The organism is Streptomyces sp. NPDC050842 (genome assembly GCF_044456565.1).
GTDB lineage: Bacteria > Actinomycetota > Actinomycetes > Streptomycetales > Streptomycetaceae > Streptomyces.
The window spans coordinates 67,935-87,051 of the sequence record NZ_JBITGA010000002.1 but is presented as its reverse complement, the minus strand read 5'-3'; the positions used below and the strand labels follow the sequence as shown (position 1 = coordinate 87,051).

Annotated in this window: 12 protein-coding genes and 1 pseudogene; 10 read left to right on the top strand and 3 right to left on the bottom strand. The window is 70.9% G+C overall.

The window, feature by feature from the left end:
- Positions 1 to 245 precede the first annotated feature (245 nt).
- Together ACIBG6_RS05670 and ACIBG6_RS05665 are read left to right on the top strand one after the other, a co-directional pair.
- Complete coding sequence (locus ACIBG6_RS05670; RefSeq protein WP_399221275.1) at positions 246 to 1,418, top strand: PP2C family protein-serine/threonine phosphatase; 1,173 nt, start codon at positions 246 to 248, stop codon at positions 1,416 to 1,418.
- A gap of 406 nt (positions 1,419 to 1,824) precedes the next feature.
- The gene (locus tag ACIBG6_RS05665) at positions 1,825 to 1,989 is read left to right on the top strand and encodes a hypothetical protein (RefSeq protein WP_399221274.1); all 165 of its coding nucleotides are present in this window, start codon (positions 1,825 to 1,827) and stop codon (positions 1,987 to 1,989) included.
- Positions 1,990 to 2,962: 973 nt separating this feature from the next.
- On the opposite strand, the gene ACIBG6_RS05660 is transcribed toward ACIBG6_RS05665, so the two are convergent.
- Positions 2,963 to 3,940 carry a formylglycine-generating enzyme family protein gene (locus ACIBG6_RS05660; protein ID WP_399221273.1) on the bottom strand — a complete coding sequence of 326 codons (978 nt, stop codon included), beginning with the start codon at positions 3,938 to 3,940 and terminating at the stop codon, positions 2,963 to 2,965.
- 374 nt (positions 3,941 to 4,314) lie between these two features.
- Positions 4,315 to 5,325, bottom strand: a complete 1,011-nt coding sequence (locus ACIBG6_RS05655; protein WP_399221272.1) for a LacI family DNA-binding transcriptional regulator — start codon at positions 5,323 to 5,325, stop codon at positions 4,315 to 4,317.
- A gap of 237 nt (positions 5,326 to 5,562) precedes the next feature.
- Between ACIBG6_RS05655 and ACIBG6_RS05650 the strand changes: the two genes are divergently transcribed.
- The 6 genes and pseudogenes from ACIBG6_RS05650 (at position 5,563) to ACIBG6_RS05625 (ending at position 14,791) form a co-directional block, all read left to right on the top strand.
- Positions 5,563 to 6,855 carry an MFS transporter gene (locus tag ACIBG6_RS05650; protein WP_399221270.1) on the top strand — a complete coding sequence of 431 codons (1,293 nt, stop codon included), beginning with the start codon at positions 5,563 to 5,565 and terminating at the stop codon, positions 6,853 to 6,855.
- A 52-nt stretch (positions 6,856 to 6,907) separates the two neighbouring features.
- Positions 6,908 to 8,353: a sulfatase-like hydrolase/transferase gene (locus ACIBG6_RS05645; RefSeq protein ID WP_399221269.1), complete on the top strand. Its 1,446-nt coding sequence runs from the start codon at positions 6,908 to 6,910 to the stop codon at positions 8,351 to 8,353.
- A 104-nt stretch (positions 8,354 to 8,457) separates the two neighbouring features.
- Positions 8,458 to 10,929 carry a beta-glucosidase H gene (locus ACIBG6_RS05640; protein ID WP_399221268.1) on the top strand — a complete coding sequence of 824 codons (2,472 nt, stop codon included), beginning with the start codon at positions 8,458 to 8,460 and terminating at the stop codon, positions 10,927 to 10,929.
- 79 nt (positions 10,930 to 11,008) lie between these two features.
- The gene (locus ACIBG6_RS05635; protein ID WP_399221267.1) at positions 11,009 to 12,682 is read left to right on the top strand and encodes an FAD-binding dehydrogenase; all 1,674 of its coding nucleotides are present in this window, start codon (positions 11,009 to 11,011) and stop codon (positions 12,680 to 12,682) included.
- A 473-nt stretch (positions 12,683 to 13,155) separates the two neighbouring features.
- Positions 13,156 to 13,724: pseudogene (locus ACIBG6_RS05630) on the top strand (IS5 family transposase); the annotation flags it as partial.
- A gap of 293 nt (positions 13,725 to 14,017) precedes the next feature.
- Positions 14,018 to 14,791: a hypothetical protein gene (locus ACIBG6_RS05625; RefSeq protein ID WP_399221266.1), complete on the top strand. Its 774-nt coding sequence runs from the start codon at positions 14,018 to 14,020 to the stop codon at positions 14,789 to 14,791.
- Between the two features lie 268 nt (positions 14,792 to 15,059).
- Here ACIBG6_RS05625 and ACIBG6_RS05620 read toward each other — a convergent pair whose 3' ends face one another.
- Positions 15,060 to 16,157: an Lrp/AsnC family transcriptional regulator gene (locus ACIBG6_RS05620; RefSeq protein WP_399221265.1), complete on the bottom strand. Its 1,098-nt coding sequence runs from the start codon at positions 16,155 to 16,157 to the stop codon at positions 15,060 to 15,062.
- A 104-nt stretch (positions 16,158 to 16,261) separates the two neighbouring features.
- On the opposite strand from ACIBG6_RS05620, the gene ACIBG6_RS05615 reads away from it, so the two are divergent.
- A complete protein-coding gene (locus ACIBG6_RS05615) occupies positions 16,262 to 17,464 on the top strand; it encodes a M20 family metallopeptidase (RefSeq protein ID WP_399221264.1) in 1,203 nt (400 codons plus the stop codon).
- A complete protein-coding gene (locus tag ACIBG6_RS05610) occupies positions 17,461 to 18,906 on the top strand; it encodes an MFS transporter (RefSeq protein WP_399221263.1) in 1,446 nt (481 codons plus the stop codon). Before ACIBG6_RS05615 ends, ACIBG6_RS05610 begins: the two co-directional genes overlap by 4 nt.
- The last annotated feature ends 211 nt before the right edge of the window (positions 18,907 to 19,117 follow it).

Genomic DNA, 19,117 nt, shown 5'->3' with positions numbered 1-19,117 from the left:
TCGCCGAGCTGCATCGATGTTCACCATGGCCCTGCATGCCAGTAACCTGCCGCGCCGCGACGCGGCAGACCTGTGGCCGGCTCCCTCCGGGTGGATGATGTGTAGGTGAAGAGCCTGGCTGGTGGCGCTCACCCTGCCGGATTGCCGGGTCGGCGCGGGAGGGGCTCGTCGAAGGGACCGTGGCCGTGGGTGATGGGCAGAGTGAGCTTCCTCGGCTTCTGACCGCAGCGGAGGCGGCCGCGCCGGTGGAGTCCGTCGATGTCGTCGCGCGGGATCTGCGTCGGCGGTTCGAGGCCGTCGAGGTCTCCTTCCTCATCGTGGACCTGACGGGGAGGGCGGTGGCCCGGCTGTCCACCACCGCTGTGGGGGAGAGCGGCCAGGAAGCGGAACGAATTCCTTTGCTCGGCAGCGTGTACGAACATGTGATCCGTACCCAGCGGCTGTACCAGGAGGCGACCCCCCGCGGACACCGCGTGATCGCGCCGGTCACCAACCGGGGGGACGCGATCGGGCTCCTGGAACTCCTTCTGCCGGCCGGACCCGGCGAGGACACCCTCACCGCGGTCGGGGAGGCCGCGCACGTCCTGGCCTACGTCGTGATCGCCAACGGCCGCTTCACCGACCTCTATACCTGGGGCAAGCGTTCCAGACCGCCCACCCTGGCTGCGGAGATCCAGTACCAGCTGCTTCCCCCGTCGCTGTCGTGCGAGGCGGCCCAGTTCACCCTGTGCGGGAGCCTCGAGCCCTCCGAAGACCTCAGCGGCGACACCTTCGACTACATCCTGGACCGCGACACCCTGCACGTGTCGGTGACCGACCCCATGGGGCACGACATCGACGCAGCCCTGGCCGCCACCGTGCTGGTCGGCGCCTTGCGGGGCGCCCGTCGCGCAGGGGCCGGCCTGGTGGAGCAGGCTCATCTGGCGGACCAGGCCCTGGCCGACCACGGCCAGGGCCACGCCACGGGGCAGTTGTTGCGCATCAACCTCCACACCGGGCGGGCCCAGCTCGTCAACGCCGGCCACCCCTGGCCACTGCGACTGCGCCAAGGGGTCGCGAAGGCGATCACCTGCGAGGTGGACCATCCCTTCGGACTGTCCGTGCCCGTGCCCCACCCGTACCGCGCCCAGGACGTCGACCTGCGCCCCGGCGACCGACTGCTCATGTTCACCGACGGCATGCTCGAGCGCCACGGAGAGAAAGTCGATCTTCTCGACCTGTTGGAGCGCACCCGGAACCTGCACCCCCGCGAGACCGCTCTGGCAATGACTTCAGCGGTACGGGGCGCAGCCGGCGGCCGACTCGAGGACGATGCCACCGTGATGTGCCTGGACTGGCACGGTCCGCAGGAGACCCAGCGGCACGTCAGCTCCGGGGCGGACACCCACCAAGCCTCGGCCGACTGCCCGAAGCCGTAGGCCCGGCCGTACCGGCCGCGAGGGCGAACGCCGCAGAGGGGCGTGGTTGCCTTCGGCCGACGCGGTCGGCCGGCCTTCGGGGTCTTCTCCCGGATGTAGCCGCGCTCGATCCGCCCGGCCCCACGGCAAGCACGGCGAAAAGCCTGGCGTCGGTGCCGCTGGGGTCGTCGATGCCGGTGAGCGGGCCTGTGAGGAGTTCGAGCTGGATACCGCCGGCCTGGAGCTCGGCGGACATGCCATCAGCTCGGCTGCGTTGCGTGCGAGGCGCTTGAGCTCCCTTCGCCTGCCGCTTCGTGGCTGGTGAGAGCCCAACCCCTGTCGCGACCCTGGCACTGGTAGTCCCCGAGAGCGCTGGGCCAGGTCCTGCCCGCTCCCCACTCAGCCCGCGCTGAACGCGCTGCCCGACATGGCCGCCCCTCGGCCCCAACGGCCTGCTCGCGGAGAACAACCTCTGCTCCCCGCGTTAGAGGCGACGGGCTGGTACTGGGACGAGGGCGAGGTCGCCGACCTCGACTCGACAGCGGAGCGCATCAGCGCGCAGGACGACCTGCACATGGGAATGGTCGGCTGATGACCCGCCTCTACCACTTCGCATGGGGTGACAATTCGGGCGGTGAGGGCTCCCGAGTGTCTTCTCGTGGCCGGCTGGCCGGGGCGGCCGCCTCCGCCTACGGCATCCGCCGGTTCACCGTATGTCCCGGCTGATGAACGTCCCTGCGGGGTGGCGAAGCGGCCCTCGGTGCGATCGAGCTGGGACCTGACCTGGCCGGCGCGGATGTGCACCAGGTACGCGAGGTGCTCGCCGCCCGGGCGGGAACCCGACGCGTAGCCAGAGGTGGTCGGCAAACACGGCATCCCGGGAGACGCTGACGACAGCACTGTCAGCGGGCCGGGTCACCGCGGCGGAAGGGCCGGACGGGTGACGTCAGGGCACGGCGGGACGGGCGGCGGCGATCCACCGCTCCGAAGGGGCCGATGGTCGGGCATGGACAGTGACGCGGCGTGGTGTCAGACCGACCTTCCCGGCCTCGAAGTCCACCGTGAGGGAGACGCGGTGCTGGGGGTCCGTCTGTTCGGATGGCAGGAGGTGCTGCCGCGATCTCTTGTCGCCGCCCTCCATGTCGATGGCCACTGACGATCGACGTCCACGCAAGAGGGCGACCAACCGAGAATCCCCCGTCCTTAAACCGGTCCGCTGCCCCTTCTGCGCTGATGATGGACCTCTGCCGCCGGATTGAAGCCCGGCGAACGGTCCGCGCGTGACGTCGACCGGGTTCGCGACGGCCCGACGTGACGGCCTTCTCGGCGTGAGCGTGAGCGAGCAGGCATCCTCGGGCTCGCCGGCCTCGGCTCATCGTGGCTCGGCGGTCAGCCGCACTGCCGTGCTGCACATGGACTACGTTCCGCGTTCTTGCGCACCGGCGTCCCTACCTCCGAATCGTGGCCGAACCGCTCAGGCCGGCCCGGGCCGGCACGACCAGCGATTGGATCGCCCGCCTTGTGAGGGCCTGCCAGGTCGTTGGCCGGAGGGGCGATAGGGGTTCTCATAGGGGTGCGGCGCAGCGGAAGCCCGCGTGCCCGCTGGAGCTGTCCGGGCTGTTGGCGCTGCGGGCCGCGACGCGGTAACGGTTGCAGTAGGACTTGTGGCACATGTGGGAGCCGCCTCGGATGACCTTTTCGGTACCGGCGGCCGGGCCCTGGGGATTCACCAGGGGGCGGGCTGCGTCGTGGTCGGTGGTCCACCAGTCGGTGCACCACTCCCATACATTGCCGGCCATGTTCCACAGGCCGAACCGGTTGGGCGCGAAGGCGTCGACGGGGGCGGTGCCGCGGTAGCCGTCCTCGGCGGTGTTCTTCGCGGGGAAGTGCCCGCGCCAGATGTTGCAGCGAAAGGCTCCGTCCGGGTTCAGCTCGTCGCCCCATGGATAGCGCTTCTGTTCCAGGCCGCCGCGCGCCGCGTACTCCCACTCGGCCTCGGTCGGTAGCCGCTTGCCCGCCCACAGCGCGTATGCCGCCGCGTCGTTCCAGGACACGTGCACCACCGGGTGCGCGCCGCGCCCCTCCAGCGTGCTGCCCGGCCCCTCGGGTCGATGCCAGGAGGCGCCCTCGACGCCGCACCACCACGGGGTGCCCTCGGGCCGCGGTGCGCCGCGCCGTAGGTCAGCGGGGAGGAAGCCGGCGAACACGTACGACCAGCCGAACCGCTCGGCGTCGGTCTGGTATGCGGTGTCGGCGACGAAGGCCGCGAACCGTTCGTTGCTCACCGCGCAGGCGTCGATCCGGAACGGGGGGAGTCGTACGAGCCGCACTGGTCCTTCCCCGTCTCCGGGGAAGCTCTCGGCGTCGTCGGCTCCCATCAGGAACTCGCCGCCGGGCAGCAGCACCATGCCGTCCGACGAGGGTGTCCGCGGGGTCCGATGAGCGAGTGGGAGCCCGACGCGTGAGGCCGGCGCACCACCGGCAGAGGGCATGCAGCAGCGGGGAGGAGTGCTGGTCTCGCCCATATGGATCGGCTCCTTCATGGAAATCGGCTCCTTCCGGAGGCGGGTGGCTGTTGCGTCTCAGCTCGCATGTTCCCGACGCACCTATCCGTCGCGTAGGGCTCCACCGAAGAGGAGGTGTCACTCAAGGCGCCCCACGGGGCGGGGGCTCCTGGCCGGACTGGTGAGCGTCCGTGCTCACCCTGCACGTGCTCGCTCACTCCCGGGCGATGGCCCATCCTGGGTGGCCGGTTCGCTGCCCTGCCCGTCGGCCCCGAGGCATGGCCACTGAGCTCTGCCGCCTCCATGTCCCGGCCTTCGCGATCGGTCCCGCCGAGTGATTGAGGCCCCATCCGCGCCGGCCGCCCCCGGCGGAAGTGGTGACCTGACGCGTGGTGACCGGCCGGCGTGTCCGGTCAGCCGGAGTCGCGGATCAGGAGTTTCGGTTCGGCCGCCGTGATGTCCGGGCTCAGTCCATCGCCTCTCAGCAGGGAGGCGATGGACGCGGCGACGGCCGCGGCGGCGGGAGAGAGATCGAGGAAGGTCGTGGTCAGACGAGGGCGGAGTGCGGACCCGAGGGGGAGGTTGTCGGACCCGACGACGGCCATGTCGTGCGGAACGCGCAGTCCGGCGTCGGTGAGCGACTGGATGAGGACGAGGGCGTATTCGTCGTTGTAGGCGTAGACGGCGTCGGGGCGTTGCTGGGGGTCGCGCCACGAGTTGACGGCTGGGGCGAGGCTTGCGGTGCTCAGTTCGCATGCGACGCGCTGGACGGGCACTCCCTCGCGGCCCGCGATGATGGTGACGGCGTCGAACCGGGCCCGCGCGAGTTCCGAGATGTCGCCCCCTGGCACGAGGCAGGCCAGCCGTCGGTGGCCGCGGGACAGTAGGTGCCGAGTGGCGAGTTCAGCGACGCCGGCGCTCGTGATGACGAGGGTGGGTGCGTGCGGCTGGGCCTTCGGGCCGTAGAGGAGGACGGTGTCGACGCCGGCTTGGCCGAGTAGTTCAGCCGCCTCCGCCGGACAGCGGTCCGCCTCGGTGAAGACGGCGGCGGGCCGCAGCTCCGCCCAAGCCCGGGCGCCCTCGACACCGCTGGCCCCGCGGTCGCCGTGGACGAGCATCGTGAGGCCGTGGTGCGCCAGCTCGCCGCTGAGCTCTTCGAGGAAGCGGTGACGGGTGGGGGCGAGGGGGAGCTGGGGCATCGGAACCAGGACGATGTTGCTGCGGCCTGCGCGCAGGGTCCGGGCGGTGCTGTGCGGGGCGTAGCCGAGCTCGTGGACCGCGGCCATCACACGGCGGCGGGTGTCGTCGTTGATCGGCCGGTCGCCCGGGGTGTTCAGGACGTACGAGACGGTGGTGCGGGAAACGCCCGCCAGGCGCGCGACGTCCGCACTGGTCGGGCGGGCCTTGCGGGGGGCGGTGGGCATCACGGCTCCTGAGTGCTGAGGGGCCTCCGGTTCGGTTTCCGAGGATACCTCCTCCTGGTGCACACGTGTCACATAGAAGTTACCAAGGGGTTGTGCTGGAAGCACTCGCGTGTAACGGTGTGCGCAGCCGCCGATGTGACACGTGTGCACCTCATGTTTGGTTGAAGTTTGTGCGTGAGGGTGGTCCCCCTTCTCCGCCCGCAGGGCGGGTCCCCGCCGAGATTCGGAGGTGCCTCGATGGGCACGATCGACCCTCTTCCTCCCGCTGCCACGGCCGCAAAAAGCCGGGCAGATACGGGAGCGGCCGCTACGGACCGCGTGAGCGCCGGGTTTATCGCCGCGCTCACGGGCGGCTACTTCTCCACTTGGCTCGCGCTCCTGCCGCTCACGCAGGTGACCCTTGCTCTGCGCGTGCAGCAGATCGCCCCCGACGACAAGGCGGCCACCCTGTCGCTGGTCCTGACGGTGGGCGCCGCGGTGGCGGTGGTGGCCCAGAACGTCTTCGGTGTCCTGTCGGACCGGACGACGAGCCGCTTCGGCATGCGACGTCCGTGGATCGTCTCGGGCGCGTTGCTGGGTGTGGCGAGCCTGGGGTTCTTGTCCACTGCCGACAGCGTGGGCATGCTGGTTGCCGCATGGGCCCTGACCCAGCTGACGTTCAACATCCTCCTCGCCGGGCTGAACCCGGTGGTCCCCGACCAGGTGCCGCCGGCCCAGCTCGGCAAGGTGTCGGCGTTGACCGGCCTGACCACGCAACTGGGCGTGGTGGGCGGGGTCTTCCTTGCCCAGCTTTTCCTGCCCAATCTCGCGCTGGCGATCCTGGTCCCCGGGCTGTTCTGCCTGGTCGGCACGGGGATCCTGGCGGTCGTGCTGCGTGACCGCCGGCTGGCCGCCGCAGACCGCCGGCCGTTGCGACCCTCGACCTGGCTGCAGGCGTACTGGGTGAGTCCCCGCCGGCATCCCGACTTCGCGTGGGCGTGGCTGTCCCGGTTCCTCGTCCAGTGCGGGAACGTCACCCTGGTCAGCTACCAGACCTTCTTCTTGATGAGCCGCTTCGGCTACACCGAGGAAACCGTAGGACCTGTGGTCCTGAAGGCCTTGCTGGTCAACATCGTGGGGATCGTGCTGGCGGCCCTGGTCTTCGGGGCACTCTCCGACCGGGTGCACCGGCGCAAGCCGTTCGTCCTGGTCTCGGCGGTCGTCCTGGCGCTGGCCCATGTCCTCGCGGCGTACGCGCCGACCCTTGGCTTCTACCTGTTGGCCACGGCCGTCACGGGCATCGCGGCCGGCTGTTTCCTCGCGGTCGACCTGGCGCTCGTGGCCGAGGTGCTGCCCTCCCGGGCCGACGTGGGCAAGGACATGGGGGTTCTCCACCTGGCCAACGCCCTGCCTCAGGTGCTCATGCCTGCGGTCGCCCCGCTGTTCCTCTCCCTCGGGGACGGCGACAACTACCCGGCCTACTTCCTCGCCGGGGGCCTCATCGGGCTCGCCGGAGCCTTCTGCAACCAGCGCATCCGCGGCGTGCGCTGACCGCGCTGACCGCCGTTCCTCCTTCACAGCAGATCGAAAGGACAGACACGCGGTGTCCCGCCCCAACTTCCTGATCTTCATGCCCGACCAGCTCCGCGCGGACGCGATCGGCGCCTTCGGCAACCCCCACGTGAGCACCCCGCACATCGACGCACTGGCCGCGCGCGGAACCGCTTTCCCGAACGCCTACGTGCAACACCCCGTCTGCTCGCCGAGCCGGGCCTCACTGCTGACCGGCTGGTATCCGCACACAGCCGGCCACCGCACCCTGACCCACCTGCTCAAGCCCCACGAGCCGAACCTGCTGCGCATCCTCAAGGACGCCGGCTATCACGTCACCTGGGCAGGGATGCGCGGCGACACCTTCGCCCCGGGCGCGACCGAGTTGAGCGTGCACGAGTACGGCTTCGCGCAGTTCCCGACGATCGGTTACGGCGGCCCCTACCCGGACGGCGTGTGGTCCCGGCTCTTCTACCGGGGCGAGGTTCCCGACGACGGGCGGGTGGACCCCGACGAGGCAGCCGTCCGCACGGCCGAGTCCTGGCTGGAGAGCCCGCCGGCGGAGCCGTGGGTCCTTTTCGTCCCCCTCGTGGCGCCGCACTGCCCGTTCCAGGTCGAGGAGCCGTGGTTCTCCCAGTACGACCGCGACGCCCTGCCCGGCCCGGCCGAGCCCGGCGACCGGGCGCGCGAGCCGCGTTACATGCAGGCGATCCGCGAGGCATACGGGATCGAGGAGGTGACCGACGAGCAGTGGCGAGAGGTGACCGCCACGTATTACGGCATGATCAGCCGTCTCGACGACCAGCTCGGCCGGGTCATGAAGGCCGTCCAGACCGCCGGGGCCGCCGAATCGACCGTCACGCTGTTCTTCGCCGACCACGGGGAATACCTCGGCGACTTCGGCCTGATCGAGAAGTGGCCCTCCGCCCTGCACGACTGCATCACCCGCGACCCGCTCATCATCAGCGCCCCCGGCCTGGGGGAAGGCCAGACGAGTCAGGCGATGGTCGAGATGGTGGACGTCCTGCCGACGGTCCTCGAACTGGCAGGCGTGGACGCCCCGCACCGCCACTTCGGCCGCAGTCTTGTCTCTCTCCTGCGCGACCCGGCCGCGCCTCACCGCGAGTTCGCCTTCACCGAAGGCGGCTTCACCGTCGAGGAGGCGAACCGGCTGGAGCAGCCCTCGTTCCCGTACGACCGCAAAGGCGAACTCCAGCATGCCGACCCCACCCTGGTGGGCAAGGCGATCGCCGTACGTGACGCGCGGTGGACATACGTGTGGCGCCTCTACGAGGAGCCCGAGTTCTACGACAGGACTACCGACCCCCACGAGCGCGACAACCTCGCCGGCCACGAGAAGCACGCGCAGGTGCAGCAGCGCCTGCACGACGCGATGGTGCGCTGGCTGGTCGAGACCGCCGACGTCCTGCCGGCCGAGGACGATCCCCGTCTGCCCGACGTCGTCCTCCCCGTCCCCGGCGCGGCACCAAAGCCGTGAAATCCGAGGACGCCGCCCGGCCGCGGCAATCACCACAACCCCTTCGCGAAGGCCGAATCGTCCAAGCTCCCGCCCTCGCAGAGCGAACCCCAGGAAGTCACCCGGTGGACCACCTCATCTCTCCCCGCACCGCAGACCACGGCACCGTCGTCGAGCGCGCCCTCGCCCGTCTCGACCTGGATGCCAAGACCCGCCTCCTGGCGGGCCAGGACCTGTGGTCGCTGCCGGCCCTGCCCGAGATCGGCCTCGGCTCCCTCGTCATGTCCGACGGCCCCATCGGCGTACGCGGCACCGCCTGGACCGCCGCCGATCCCGCGCTCACCCTGCCCAGCCCGACAGCCCTCGCCGCCACATGGGACCCTGACCTCGCCCGGCAGGCCGGGCGAGTGCTCGCCCAGGACGCCCGCAGGAAGGGCGTGCACCTGCTGCTCGCCCCCACGGTCAACCTCCACCGCTCGCCGCTGGCCGGCCGCCACTTCGAGGCGTACTCCGAGGATCCGTACCTGACCGGCCGGATCGGCGCCGCGTACGTGTCCGGAGTCCAGGACGGCGGCGTGGGGGCGACAGTGAAGCACTTCGTCGCCAACGACGCCGAGACGGCCCGGTTCACCGTCGACAACCAGGTGTCCGAGCGGGCGCTGCGCGAGCTGTACCTCGCCCCGTTCGAGGAGATCGTCGACACCGCCCGGCCGTGGGCGGTCATGTCCGCCTACAACCAGGTCAACGGAGTGACGATGACCGAACACCGGCGGCTCCAGGTCGACGTGCTGCGCCGCGAGTGGGGCTTCGACGGCGTGGTGGTCTCCGACTGGCTGGCCGCCCGGGACACCGTGGGGGCGATCACCGGCGGCCTGGACATCGCCATGCCCGGCCCGCTGACCGTGTTCGGCCCGGCCCTCGCCGACGCTGTACGCGCCGGCCGCGTCGCCGAGAGTGCCGTCGACGACGCCGTCCGCCGGGTACTGCTCCTCGCGGCCCGCGCCGGGATCCTGGACGGGGCCCAACCTGTAGTACCCGCAGACACGTTGCCGCCCGTGGCGGACGGCCGACTGCTCGCGCGGGAAGTCGCCGCCCGCTCGTTCGTCCTGCTCCGCAACGACGGCGGCGTCCTGCCCCTTGCCCCGGCCCCGGGCGAGACGATCGCGCTCATCGGCAGCGCGGCCCGCGAAGGCCGTGTGCAGGGCGGCGGCTCGGCCACCGTGTTCCCCGGCCGGGTGGTCACCGTCCTTGAGGCCTTGAGCGGTGCCCTGCCTGACGGAACCGAACTCGTCTACGCAGTGGGCGCGGACCCGCACGAGGGCCTCACCCTCGCCGGCGACGGTTTCGACCTGCGTGCCGTCCTTCGCGACGAGCACGGCACCGTGCTCGCCGAGAAGTGTCTCGAAGAAGGCGGGCGGATACGCTGGATGGCCTCGGCACTGCCCGGCGGCGCCGACTTCCGGGCGCTCGCGTCGGTAGAGGTCACCGGAACGTACACGCCCGGCAAGAGCGGTACGCACCACTTCGGCACCAAGGGGGTCGGCGCGTTCCGCCTGCGCGTCGGCGGCACCACTTTGTTCGACGGCGTCCATCGCCCGGAGGGCGGTGACCCCCTGGGGGCCCTCACCGGCCGCCCGATCGAACGGGGCTCGATCCGACTGGAAGCGGGCGTGCCCGTGGACGTGAGCCTGTGGGCGGGAGACCCGAAACTGTCCTACGGCCCCGTCGAAGGCGTCACGTTCGCCCTGGCTCACCGGCCCCCGGCCGGGCACGGTGACACTCTCGTCGACGAAGCCGTCGCCGCCGCCCGGACGGCCGACACCGCGATCGTGGTCGTCGCCACCACCGAAGCCGTCGAGAGCGAGGGATTCGACCGCACCAGCCTGAAGCTGCCCGGCCGTCAGGACGAACTCGTCCACCGCGTAGCCGCCGTCAACCCGCGGACGATCGTCGTGGTCAACTCCGGCGCCCCGGTCGAGATGCCCTGGCGCGACGAGGTCGCGGCCGTCCTGCTGTCCTGGTTCCCCGGCCAGGAAGGCGGCGCCGCCCTGACCGACGTCCTCCTGGGCAACGAGGAACCGGGCGGACGACTGCCCACCACCTGGCCCGCGACCCTCGCCGACGCCCCCGTCACCGACGTCACCCCCAAGGACGGGACGCTCCCGTACGAGGAAGGCGTCTTCATCGGCTACCCGGCCTGGCAGCGCCACAGCGCCGCCCCGGCCTACCCGTTCGGCCATGGCCTGGGCTACACCACCTGGGAGTACGAGGAGATGCTCGCCACCCCCGAACGGGTCGAGGTCCGGCTGCGCAACACCGGCACCCGGAGCGGTCGAGAGACCGTCCAGATCTACGCGGCCCCCCTCCACCCCCAGCCGGACCGGCCCGCCCGCCGCCTCGTCGGCTTCACGACCGTCACCGCCGAGCCCGGCGAGACCGCCCACGCCGACATCACGCTCGCCCCGCGGGCCTTCCACGTCTGGGACGAGGACGCCCGGCGCTGGACCGTCGCCCCGGGCCCGTACCTGCTGCACGCCTCCCGCAGCGCGGCCCACGACCTGCTGACGACCGAGCTGACCGTCCCCGGCAGGTCCTGAGACCGCCCCGGGGGCCGGACCCTGACATCCGGCCCCCGGGGCTCAAGCTCCCACACTCACACGGAAGGAACCACGCACCGTGCAAGCCGATGTCATCGTCGTAGGAGCCGGGCTCGCCGGCCTGGTGGCAGCCCATGAACTCACCAGCCGCAACCGGAAGGTCGCCCTCGTCGACCAGGAGGGACCCGCGAACCTCGGCGGGCAGGCGTTCTGGTCCTTCGGCGGCCTGTTCCTCGTCGACTCACCCCAGCAGCGACGCCTGCGCGTCAAAGACTCCTTCGAACTGGCGTGGAGCGACTGGCAGAGCAGCGCCGGCTTCGACCGCCTCGACGACGAGGACAGCTGGGCGGTCCGCTGGGCCCGCTCCTACGTCGAATTCGCCGCAGGCGAGAAGCAGTCCTGGCTCGCGGGCCACGGCATCGGTCTCCTGCCCACCGTCGGCTGGGCCGAGCGCGGCGCCCTCAGAGCCGGCGGCCACGGCAACTCCGTCCCCCGGTTCCACGTCACCTGGGGCACCGGACCCGGCGTCGTCGAACCCTTCGCCCGCTACGCCCACGAAGCCGCCGCCGCCGGACTCCTCACCTTCCACCACCGTCACCGCGTCGACGAGCTGATCGTCCAAGGCGGCACGGTGTGCGGCGTACAGGGGCAGCTCCTGGCCCACGACCCCGCACCACGCGGAGTCGCCACCAGCCGGGAGGAGACGGGGCCCTTCGAGCTCACCGCCCAGGCCGTCATCCTCACCACCGGCGGAATCGGAGCCGACCACGACCTCGTACGACGCCACTGGCCCACGCGCCTGGGCACCCCACCCGCCCACATGGTCACCGGGGTACCCGCGCACGTGGACGGACGGATGCTCGACATCAGCGCCCGCGCAGGCGCCCGGCTGGTCAACCAGGACCGGATGTGGCACTACACCGAGGGCCTGGAGAACTGGGACCCGATCTGGCCCGGACACGGAATCCGGGTCCTCCCCGGCCCGTCCCCGATGTGGTTCGACGCCCTCGGCCGACGCCTGCCCGCCCCCTGCCTCCCCGGCTACGACACCCTCGGAACCCTGCGCCATCTGCGCACGACCCCGGACATCGCCGACCATGACCACTCCTGGTTCATCCTCACTCAGAAGATCATCGAAAAGGAGTTCGCCCTCTCCGGCTCCGAGCAGAACCCCGACATCACCGGCAAGGACCGCGGCGCGTTCGTCCGCACGCGCCTTCTGGGCAAGAAGGCCCCGGGTCCCGTCGAGGCGTTCAAGCGGCACGGACCCGACTTCGTCGTCGCGAACAACCTCGCCGAACTCGTCGACGGCATGAACAAGCTCACCGACCGGCCCCTGCTCGACGCCCACCGCATCCGCGAACAGATCGAAGCTCGCGACCTCCAGATCGCCAACCCCTACAGCAAGGACGCCCAAGTCCAGGGCATCCACAACGCCCGCCGCTACCTCGGCGACCGCCTCGGCCGCGCGGCCGCCCCGCACCGAATCCTCGACCCCGCCGCCGGACCCCTGATAGGCGTCAAACTGCACATCCTCACGCGCAAGACCCTCGGCGGCATCCAGACCGACCTCCACTCACGCGCCCTTGCCGAGGACCGCCAGCCCATCGCAGGCCTCTACGCGGCGGGCGAGGTCGCGGGATTCGGTGGCGGCGGTGTCCACGGCTACAACGCCCTCGAAGGAACCTTCCTCGGCGGCTGCCTCCTCAGCGGCCGAGAGGCCGGCCGAGCCGCCGCCGAAGCCGTCATCTGACGCACCGCCCGACGCACCCGCCACAACCCGAACGAAGGGGCCGACCGCGTCGCGACCGACCCAGGAGGCAGGCCAGCCCGGCCAGGGCGCTCTGGCGGTGGCCTCAATGGAGCGGCGGCGAAGATGCTCGCACCTCTTCGGGCCCCTCCTTCGTGACTGACGCTCCCTGCACAGGACTTACGGCTCTGCCACAGCCAGCCCGCAGCGGCAGGGAGATGCAGATATTTCTGGCGGGGCGGTCCCCGGCAGGGAAATCGGTGCCGTCGCTAGCAATGCAACGCGCATTGCATTTCGAATGCCATGCGGCGAGATCTGTGTCTACGGAGGTCCGGCGTCGCTCTCCGGCGTGCGTCAAAGCTCGCGCGTAGCGTCCATAGCGCACACAATGCACATTGATCTTGAGTCCGTTTTGCGCGTCCCGAGCCGCTGACCTGCGGTTATCTTTAGAGGTCATCTCATTTGGCTGGCTCGGTAGGCTGCGGGCCAAGCTCTACCGTCTGGTCCTCGACGAGCTCGGGTCCCGAGGCGAGCTGGACTGGTCCCGCTGCGCGATCGACTCGGTGAACATGCGGGCCCTGAAAAGGGGGACCTGACAGGTCCGAATCCTGTCGACCGGGGCAAGTACGGGTCGAAGATTCACTTGATCACCGAGCGGACGGGTCTGCCCGTCTCTGTCGCAATCTCGGCGGCGAACCTGCATGACAGCCAGGCCCTGATCCCGCTGGTAAAGGGCATCCCACCGATCCGCTCCCGCCGCGGACGTCGGCGACGCAAGCCCGGCAAGCTCCACGGTGACAAAGGCTACGACTACTCCCACCTGCGGCGATGGCTGTGCGAGCGCGGCATCGCCCACCGCATCGCCCGTAAGGGCGTCGAGTCCTCGCAGCGACTGGGCCGCCACCGCTGGACCATCGAACGCACCATAGCCTGGCTCGCCGGCTGCCGACGACTTCACCGTCGCTACGAACGCAAGGCCGACCACTTCCTCGCCTTCACCAGCATCGCCTGCACCCTCATCTGCTACCGCAGACTCACCAAATGAGATGACCTCTAAGCCGCCGTCCATCCCCTGATGCCGACGGCGGCCGCCGCCGGTGTGACGACTGATCGGCGGCAGTATGCCGGGTCTTGTTCATCGCCCAGTCTCCTGAGAGCCAGAGCATTCGAGGCATGGAGATCATCTTCGGTGAGATCCACAGTGCGGAGCGCTCGCTGGACCGAGCCGCCTTCTGTCGCTGTCCACCACCGGAGGCCTCGATTCGGCCGATGGAGCCCCGGTCGTACCCGCCGACGCGTGGGCTTTTCGTCAACTGACCGCAAGGAGACCAGCACCTCATGAAGCGACGCGACTTCGCCGCCGCCCTGACCGCCGGCGTGGCCACTCCCACGCTGCTGGGCGCAGCCCCTGCGCACGCGGCCGACCGTAGTGCGACCGGCCTGCCTCAGCACATGAGTGCCGTCCTGACCGCGGAACTCGCGGACAGGGATGCGGCCAAAGCCCTGGCTCCCCTTCTCTACGACGTGGGTTTCGACTGGCATCCGGAGACGGCTCCGCCAGCTGAGTGCGACTTCATCCTGGCGTTCGGCTTCGGCAACCGTCCGCCGGCAGGCGGCGGCGACCCGGTCAAGGTCCGCTACGAGCCGGGCCCGGTGAACGAGGAACTGGCGGACACGGTTGCGAGGGTCCGGGCCCGGCGCAATGTTCCGGTCTACGCCCAGTGGGAGATCGCCCGCTTCCTGGTTTCCAAGTACGGGATGTCGGACGTGACGTCGATCGAGCCGTTGATCGCGCCGGACGGCACGATCACCTACCTGAGCACGGACGGGGTCGCGGCTCAGGTGGCGGAGGCCCGGAAGAGGGTGCCCGGCGGTGCCGGCACCGCTTGCGTCATCGGGTTCCGTGACCACCACAAGCGGTGCGTCCAGACCACCCGGGACCGTGGCTTGAAGGCGTACGCCCCTCGAGGCTTCAGCATGCCGCACACGTACGATCCGCAATCGGGCCAGCCCTGGACCCGCCGCCGTGACCTCTACCTCGTGAACGACATGTTGGCTCAGTGGTCGGCCCTGCGTGCCAAGCTGATGGCCGAGGCTTTCCCGAACGGATGACCCGACCCCGACCTGCGAGCCCGAGGGCTGCCGAGGCCCGGCCGACAGCTTCGGCAGTCCGATCAACTTTTCCGCTCCCGAGCGGGGCGCCTTACGCGGCGCCCCGCAGGACTTCGAACGCCTCCTGCAGGAGCGCCCTGAAGTCGCTGGCGGAGGAGTTGTCGCGTCCGGGGCGTCGTCGGAGGAGTACGCGATCAGTGGGGCGGTGCACCGGCGAAGAGGATGGCCAGTCCCGCGTCGAGTTCGGCGGCGGCCGCGAGGAGACCGTTCATGACTCTTCCGGATCTCGCCGGGTGGCGTCGGCCGTGCGGGCGTCCAGTGGGACGCCGCCGATGCGGTAGCCGCGTTCGTCGAGCAGGTGACCGCTGAGCTTCAGCGGCCAGAGGGCCACGGCTCGGTCGGTGATGTCCAGGCCGGGGGCGCGCTGGGCGAGTCGTACCTCGAAGCGCTGGGCGTCGGCGAGGGACTTCACCCAGGCCACGACGAGGACGTTGTTCCGGCCGGTGAGACCGGCGCACAGCCGTACTTCGCGGGCGCCGGTGACGGCGCGGGAGACGCTCTCCAACTCCGCTGCGGCGGCCCTCCCCCAGAGGATCACGGTGACCGGCCACTCCGACAAGGGGCGGGCGACCTCGCAACGGGGCTGGAGCATGCCGGCGGCGAAGAGCCGGCCGAGTCGGCGACGGACGGTGTCCGGGCTCGTTCCACAGGCGTCGGCGAGGGCGCGATAGGTGGCGCGGCCATTCATGGACAGGGCTCCGACGAGGGCGTGGTCCAGGTCGGTGAGGGGGAAGATTGGGGTGTCGGTGCGGGGAGTGCTGGCCTCGGCGAGGCGGGCGATCTGGGTGCGGTCGAGGGCGCGCAGCCGCCAGCGGCTGCCCTCGGTGTAGACCGTGCTCGCGAGGTGGGTCCGGGTGGCGACGATGCCCTGCGTCGCGCCGATGCCGCGAGTCACCCAGTGGGTGAGCGCGGCGAGGTCTGTGGCCATCACCGTGAGCAGGAGGTCGCGGTCTCCGCTGACGTGTTCGACGGCGGTGACGTGGGGCAGCTCGGCGAGGGCCCGGGCGACGGTCAGCAGGCTGCCGCTGGCGCAGTCCACCTCGACGACGGCGAGCAGTCCCTGTCCGCTCGCGGCGAGGGCGGGGGAGGGGGAGCAGCTGATCCAGGCAGCGCCGGCTTCGGTGAGCCGGTGCCAGCGGCGGGCCACGGTGACGGCGTCCAATCCGAGTACGGCGCCGATCTCGTTCCAGCCGGCGCGGGGGGCGATCTGCAGCGCGTGCACCAGGGCCTGGTCGACGTCGTCGAGTGCCCGTACCGGCCCGTGCCCGGAATTCCGTACCGGTCCGTGGCCAGAATGCTGCGTCATTCGATATCCCTTGCGCGTTTCCTGCGATTCGGGTCGGTTGGGCGGGCCAGGACTTCAGTCTTGCCGCACCGATGGCCGGAACCGTATCAGGAGGTTGACGCAGCATGTCCGTACTGGAACGCGCCAGGGAACTCCAGCCCGATCTTGTGCGGCTGCGCCGCTCGCTGCACCGGGAGCCGGAGCTCGGCCTCCGGCTGCCGCGCACGCAGGAGAAGGTCCTCGCCGCGCTCGACGGTCTCCCCCTCGAGATCACGCTGGGCCGGGAGCTGACCTCGGTCACGGCCGTGCTGCGCGGAGGCCGTCCCGGCGGGGCGGTGTTGTTGCGGGGTGACATGGACGCACTGCCGGTGGACGAGCTGACGGGGGTGGAGTACGCCTCCGAGCAGCCGGGCCGGATGCACGGCTGCGGGCACGATCTGCACACCGCCGGGCTCGTCGGTGCGGCGACGCTGCTCGCGGACCGCCGGGAGAGCCTCCAGGGCGATGTGGTGTTCATGTTCCAGCCGGGCGAGGAGGGGCACAACGGGGCGGGCGCGATGATCGATGAGGGTGTCCTGGGCGCGGCGGGCAAGCCGCTCGACGCGGCCTTCGCCCTGCACGTCTCGGCCAATCGGCTGCCCGGCGGCTGGGTCGCGTCCCGGCCCGGCACCGTCATGACGGCGTCCGACGTCCTGCGTGTGACGGTGCGCGGCGAGGGCGGGCACGGTTCGGCTCCGCACCACGCCAAGGACCCGGTGCCGGCCGTCTGCGAGATGGTGACCGCGCTGCAGAACTGGGTGACGCGCACCTTCGACATCTTCGACCCGGTGGTGGTGACCGTCGGGCGGCTGCACGCCGGTACCCAGCAGAACGTCATCCCGGACACGGCCGAGTTCGAGGCGACCGTACGCAGTTACTCCGAGGCCAACCACGAGCGGCTGGCCGCGGGGCTGCCGCGCCTGGTGCGCGGGATCGCGGCCGCACACGGCCTGGACGTGGAGGTGGAGTACGAGATGCTCTATCCGGTCACCGTCAACGAGCCGGCCGCGACGGCGTTCGCGCTGGACACGGCGCGCGAGCTGTTCGGCACGGGCGAGGTGTGGGAGGCGCCGCAGCCGGCCAGCGGTTCGGAGGACTTCTCCCTTGTGCTGAACAAGGTGCCCGGCGCGATGCTGCTGGTCGGCGCGGCGCCCGAGGGCGTGGACGTGGAGAAGGCACCCCAGAACCACTCCCCGCGAGCGGTCTTCGACGACCGGGTGCTCCACCGCCAGGCGGCGCTGCTCAGCGAGCTCGCGGAGCAGCGGCTCGCCGCAGGCGCGTCGGCATGACGGCCCCGCGCGGGACGGCGGAGGTGGCGGCGCCCCGGGTGACCGCCGTAGTCGGCCTGCTCGTCGTCTTCGAGTTGGTCAGCGGTTTCCTCCAGGGCTCGGCGCCGGCGCTGGTACCGGCCGTTCAGGACTGGCGGTCCATCAGCGCGTCGCAGGCGCAGTGGTACATGGCGGTCCAGTTCCTGGCCGCCGCGGTGGGGGTGCCGGTGTTCGGGCGCCTCGGCGATCTGTACGGTCACCGTCGACTGGTCCGGATCGCGCTGGTCTGCGTCGCGGCGGGCACCGTCCTGGTGGCCCTCGCACCGAATCTGACGGTACTGCTGGTGGGTCGTGCCCTGATGGGTCCGCTTGCGGCGCTGCTGCCGCTGGAGATCGGTCTCGTACGGGACCGGCTCGACCTGGAGGGCGGGCGGCGGGCGGTGGGGCTGCTTGTCGGCGCGCTCACCCTCGGCTCGCTCCTCGGGCATGCTCTGGTGGGCCCCCTGCTCGCACTCACCGGTGGCGTCCGGCCCACCCTCTCGGTCCTCGCCGCGCTCGCGTGCGCCTGCCTGGCCCTGTCGTACTGCGCCATCCCGGAGTCCCGGACGCGTGCACCGGGCCGGATGGACTGGTCGGGAGCGCTGCTGCTCGGCCTCTCGCTGCTGCTGCTCCTCGGCACGACGGCGCGCGGCGCGACCTGGGGCTGGACCTCTCCGCTCACCCTGGGCGGTATCGCGCTCTCCCTGGCCCTGCTCGCCTGGTGGGTCCGGCTCGAACGGGACCGGCCGCACGCCCTGGTCGACGTCCGGGCGGTGGCCCGCCGCCAGTCCGCGCCTTACTACGTCTCAGGCTTCCTTTTCGGCGCGGTGATGCTGGGCGGGCAGGCGGTCGGCATCTCATATCTGGCCGCGTCCACGGCCGACGAGGGGTACGGGTTCGGGCTCACCACCTGGGAGATCAGCGCATGGGGCGCGGTGCCGCATGTGCTGGCGTTCACCGGGGCGAGCCTCGTCGCCCGGGTGGCGGCCCGCACCGGCTACCGCCGGGTGCTGCTGCTCTCCTTCGCACTGATGGCGGCGGGGAACGTGGGGCTGATCGCCACGCACACCGCACTGCCACTGTTCGCCCTGGCGTCCGCCGTCGCCGGCTTCGGCATGGGCCTGGCCCTGGGCGGTCTGCCCACTCTGATCGTGGAACGCAGCGCCACGGACCGGACGGCGAGTGCTACCGCCGTCTACAACAACCTGAAGACCCTGGGCGGCAGTGTCGCGGGCGCGGGCTCGGCGGTCGTCCTCGGCTCGCTTGTCGTCGGGGGTACGGAGATCCCGGCGCTCTCCGCGTATCTGACGATCTGGGGGCTGAGCGCGCTGCTGTGCGTGGGTGCTCTGGTCCTCCAGATGCTGACCGGTCGTGAGGTGCATGCTCCGGGTGCGACGGGGAGTCCGGCTCCGGCGCGCGTATGACGGGCGGTACGGCCACGCCGGGCCTCGGTCGGACGGTTTGAACGCGACGTTCCGCCGCGAACTCTCCGGCGCTGAAACGGTGTTCGACGTCGGCCCGCCGATGGGCAGCGAGGACTTCTCCCTGCTGGCACCCGACGGCGTCCCGCGCCACTGCTGGTACGTCACCTCGACCCCGGCCGACGTGTGGGAGGCGGTCCCCGGCACGGACCTG

Bases quoted from the DNA above. Each gene is read 5' to 3' on its own strand.
- ACIBG6_RS05615 (WP_399221264.1), top strand. From the start codon at position 16,262: ATGTCCGTACTGGAACGCGCCAGGGAACTCCAGCCCGATCTTGTGCGG.
- ACIBG6_RS05655 (WP_399221272.1), bottom strand. From the start codon at position 5,325: ATGCCCACCGCCCCCCGCAAGGCCCGCCCGACCAGTGCGGACGTCGCG.
- ACIBG6_RS05610 (WP_399221263.1), top strand. From the start codon at position 17,461: ATGACGGCCCCGCGCGGGACGGCGGAGGTGGCGGCGCCCCGGGTGACC.
- ACIBG6_RS05650 (WP_399221270.1), top strand. From the start codon at position 5,563: ATGGGCACGATCGACCCTCTTCCTCCCGCTGCCACGGCCGCAAAAAGC.
- ACIBG6_RS05660 (WP_399221273.1), bottom strand. From the start codon at position 3,940: ATGAAGGAGCCGATCCATATGGGCGAGACCAGCACTCCTCCCCGCTGC.
- ACIBG6_RS05625 (WP_399221266.1), top strand. From the start codon at position 14,018: ATGAAGCGACGCGACTTCGCCGCCGCCCTGACCGCCGGCGTGGCCACT.
- ACIBG6_RS05620 (WP_399221265.1), bottom strand. From the start codon at position 16,157: ATGACGCAGCATTCTGGCCACGGACCGGTACGGAATTCCGGGCACGGG.
- ACIBG6_RS05665 (WP_399221274.1), top strand. From the start codon at position 1,825: ATGGCCGCCCCTCGGCCCCAACGGCCTGCTCGCGGAGAACAACCTCTG.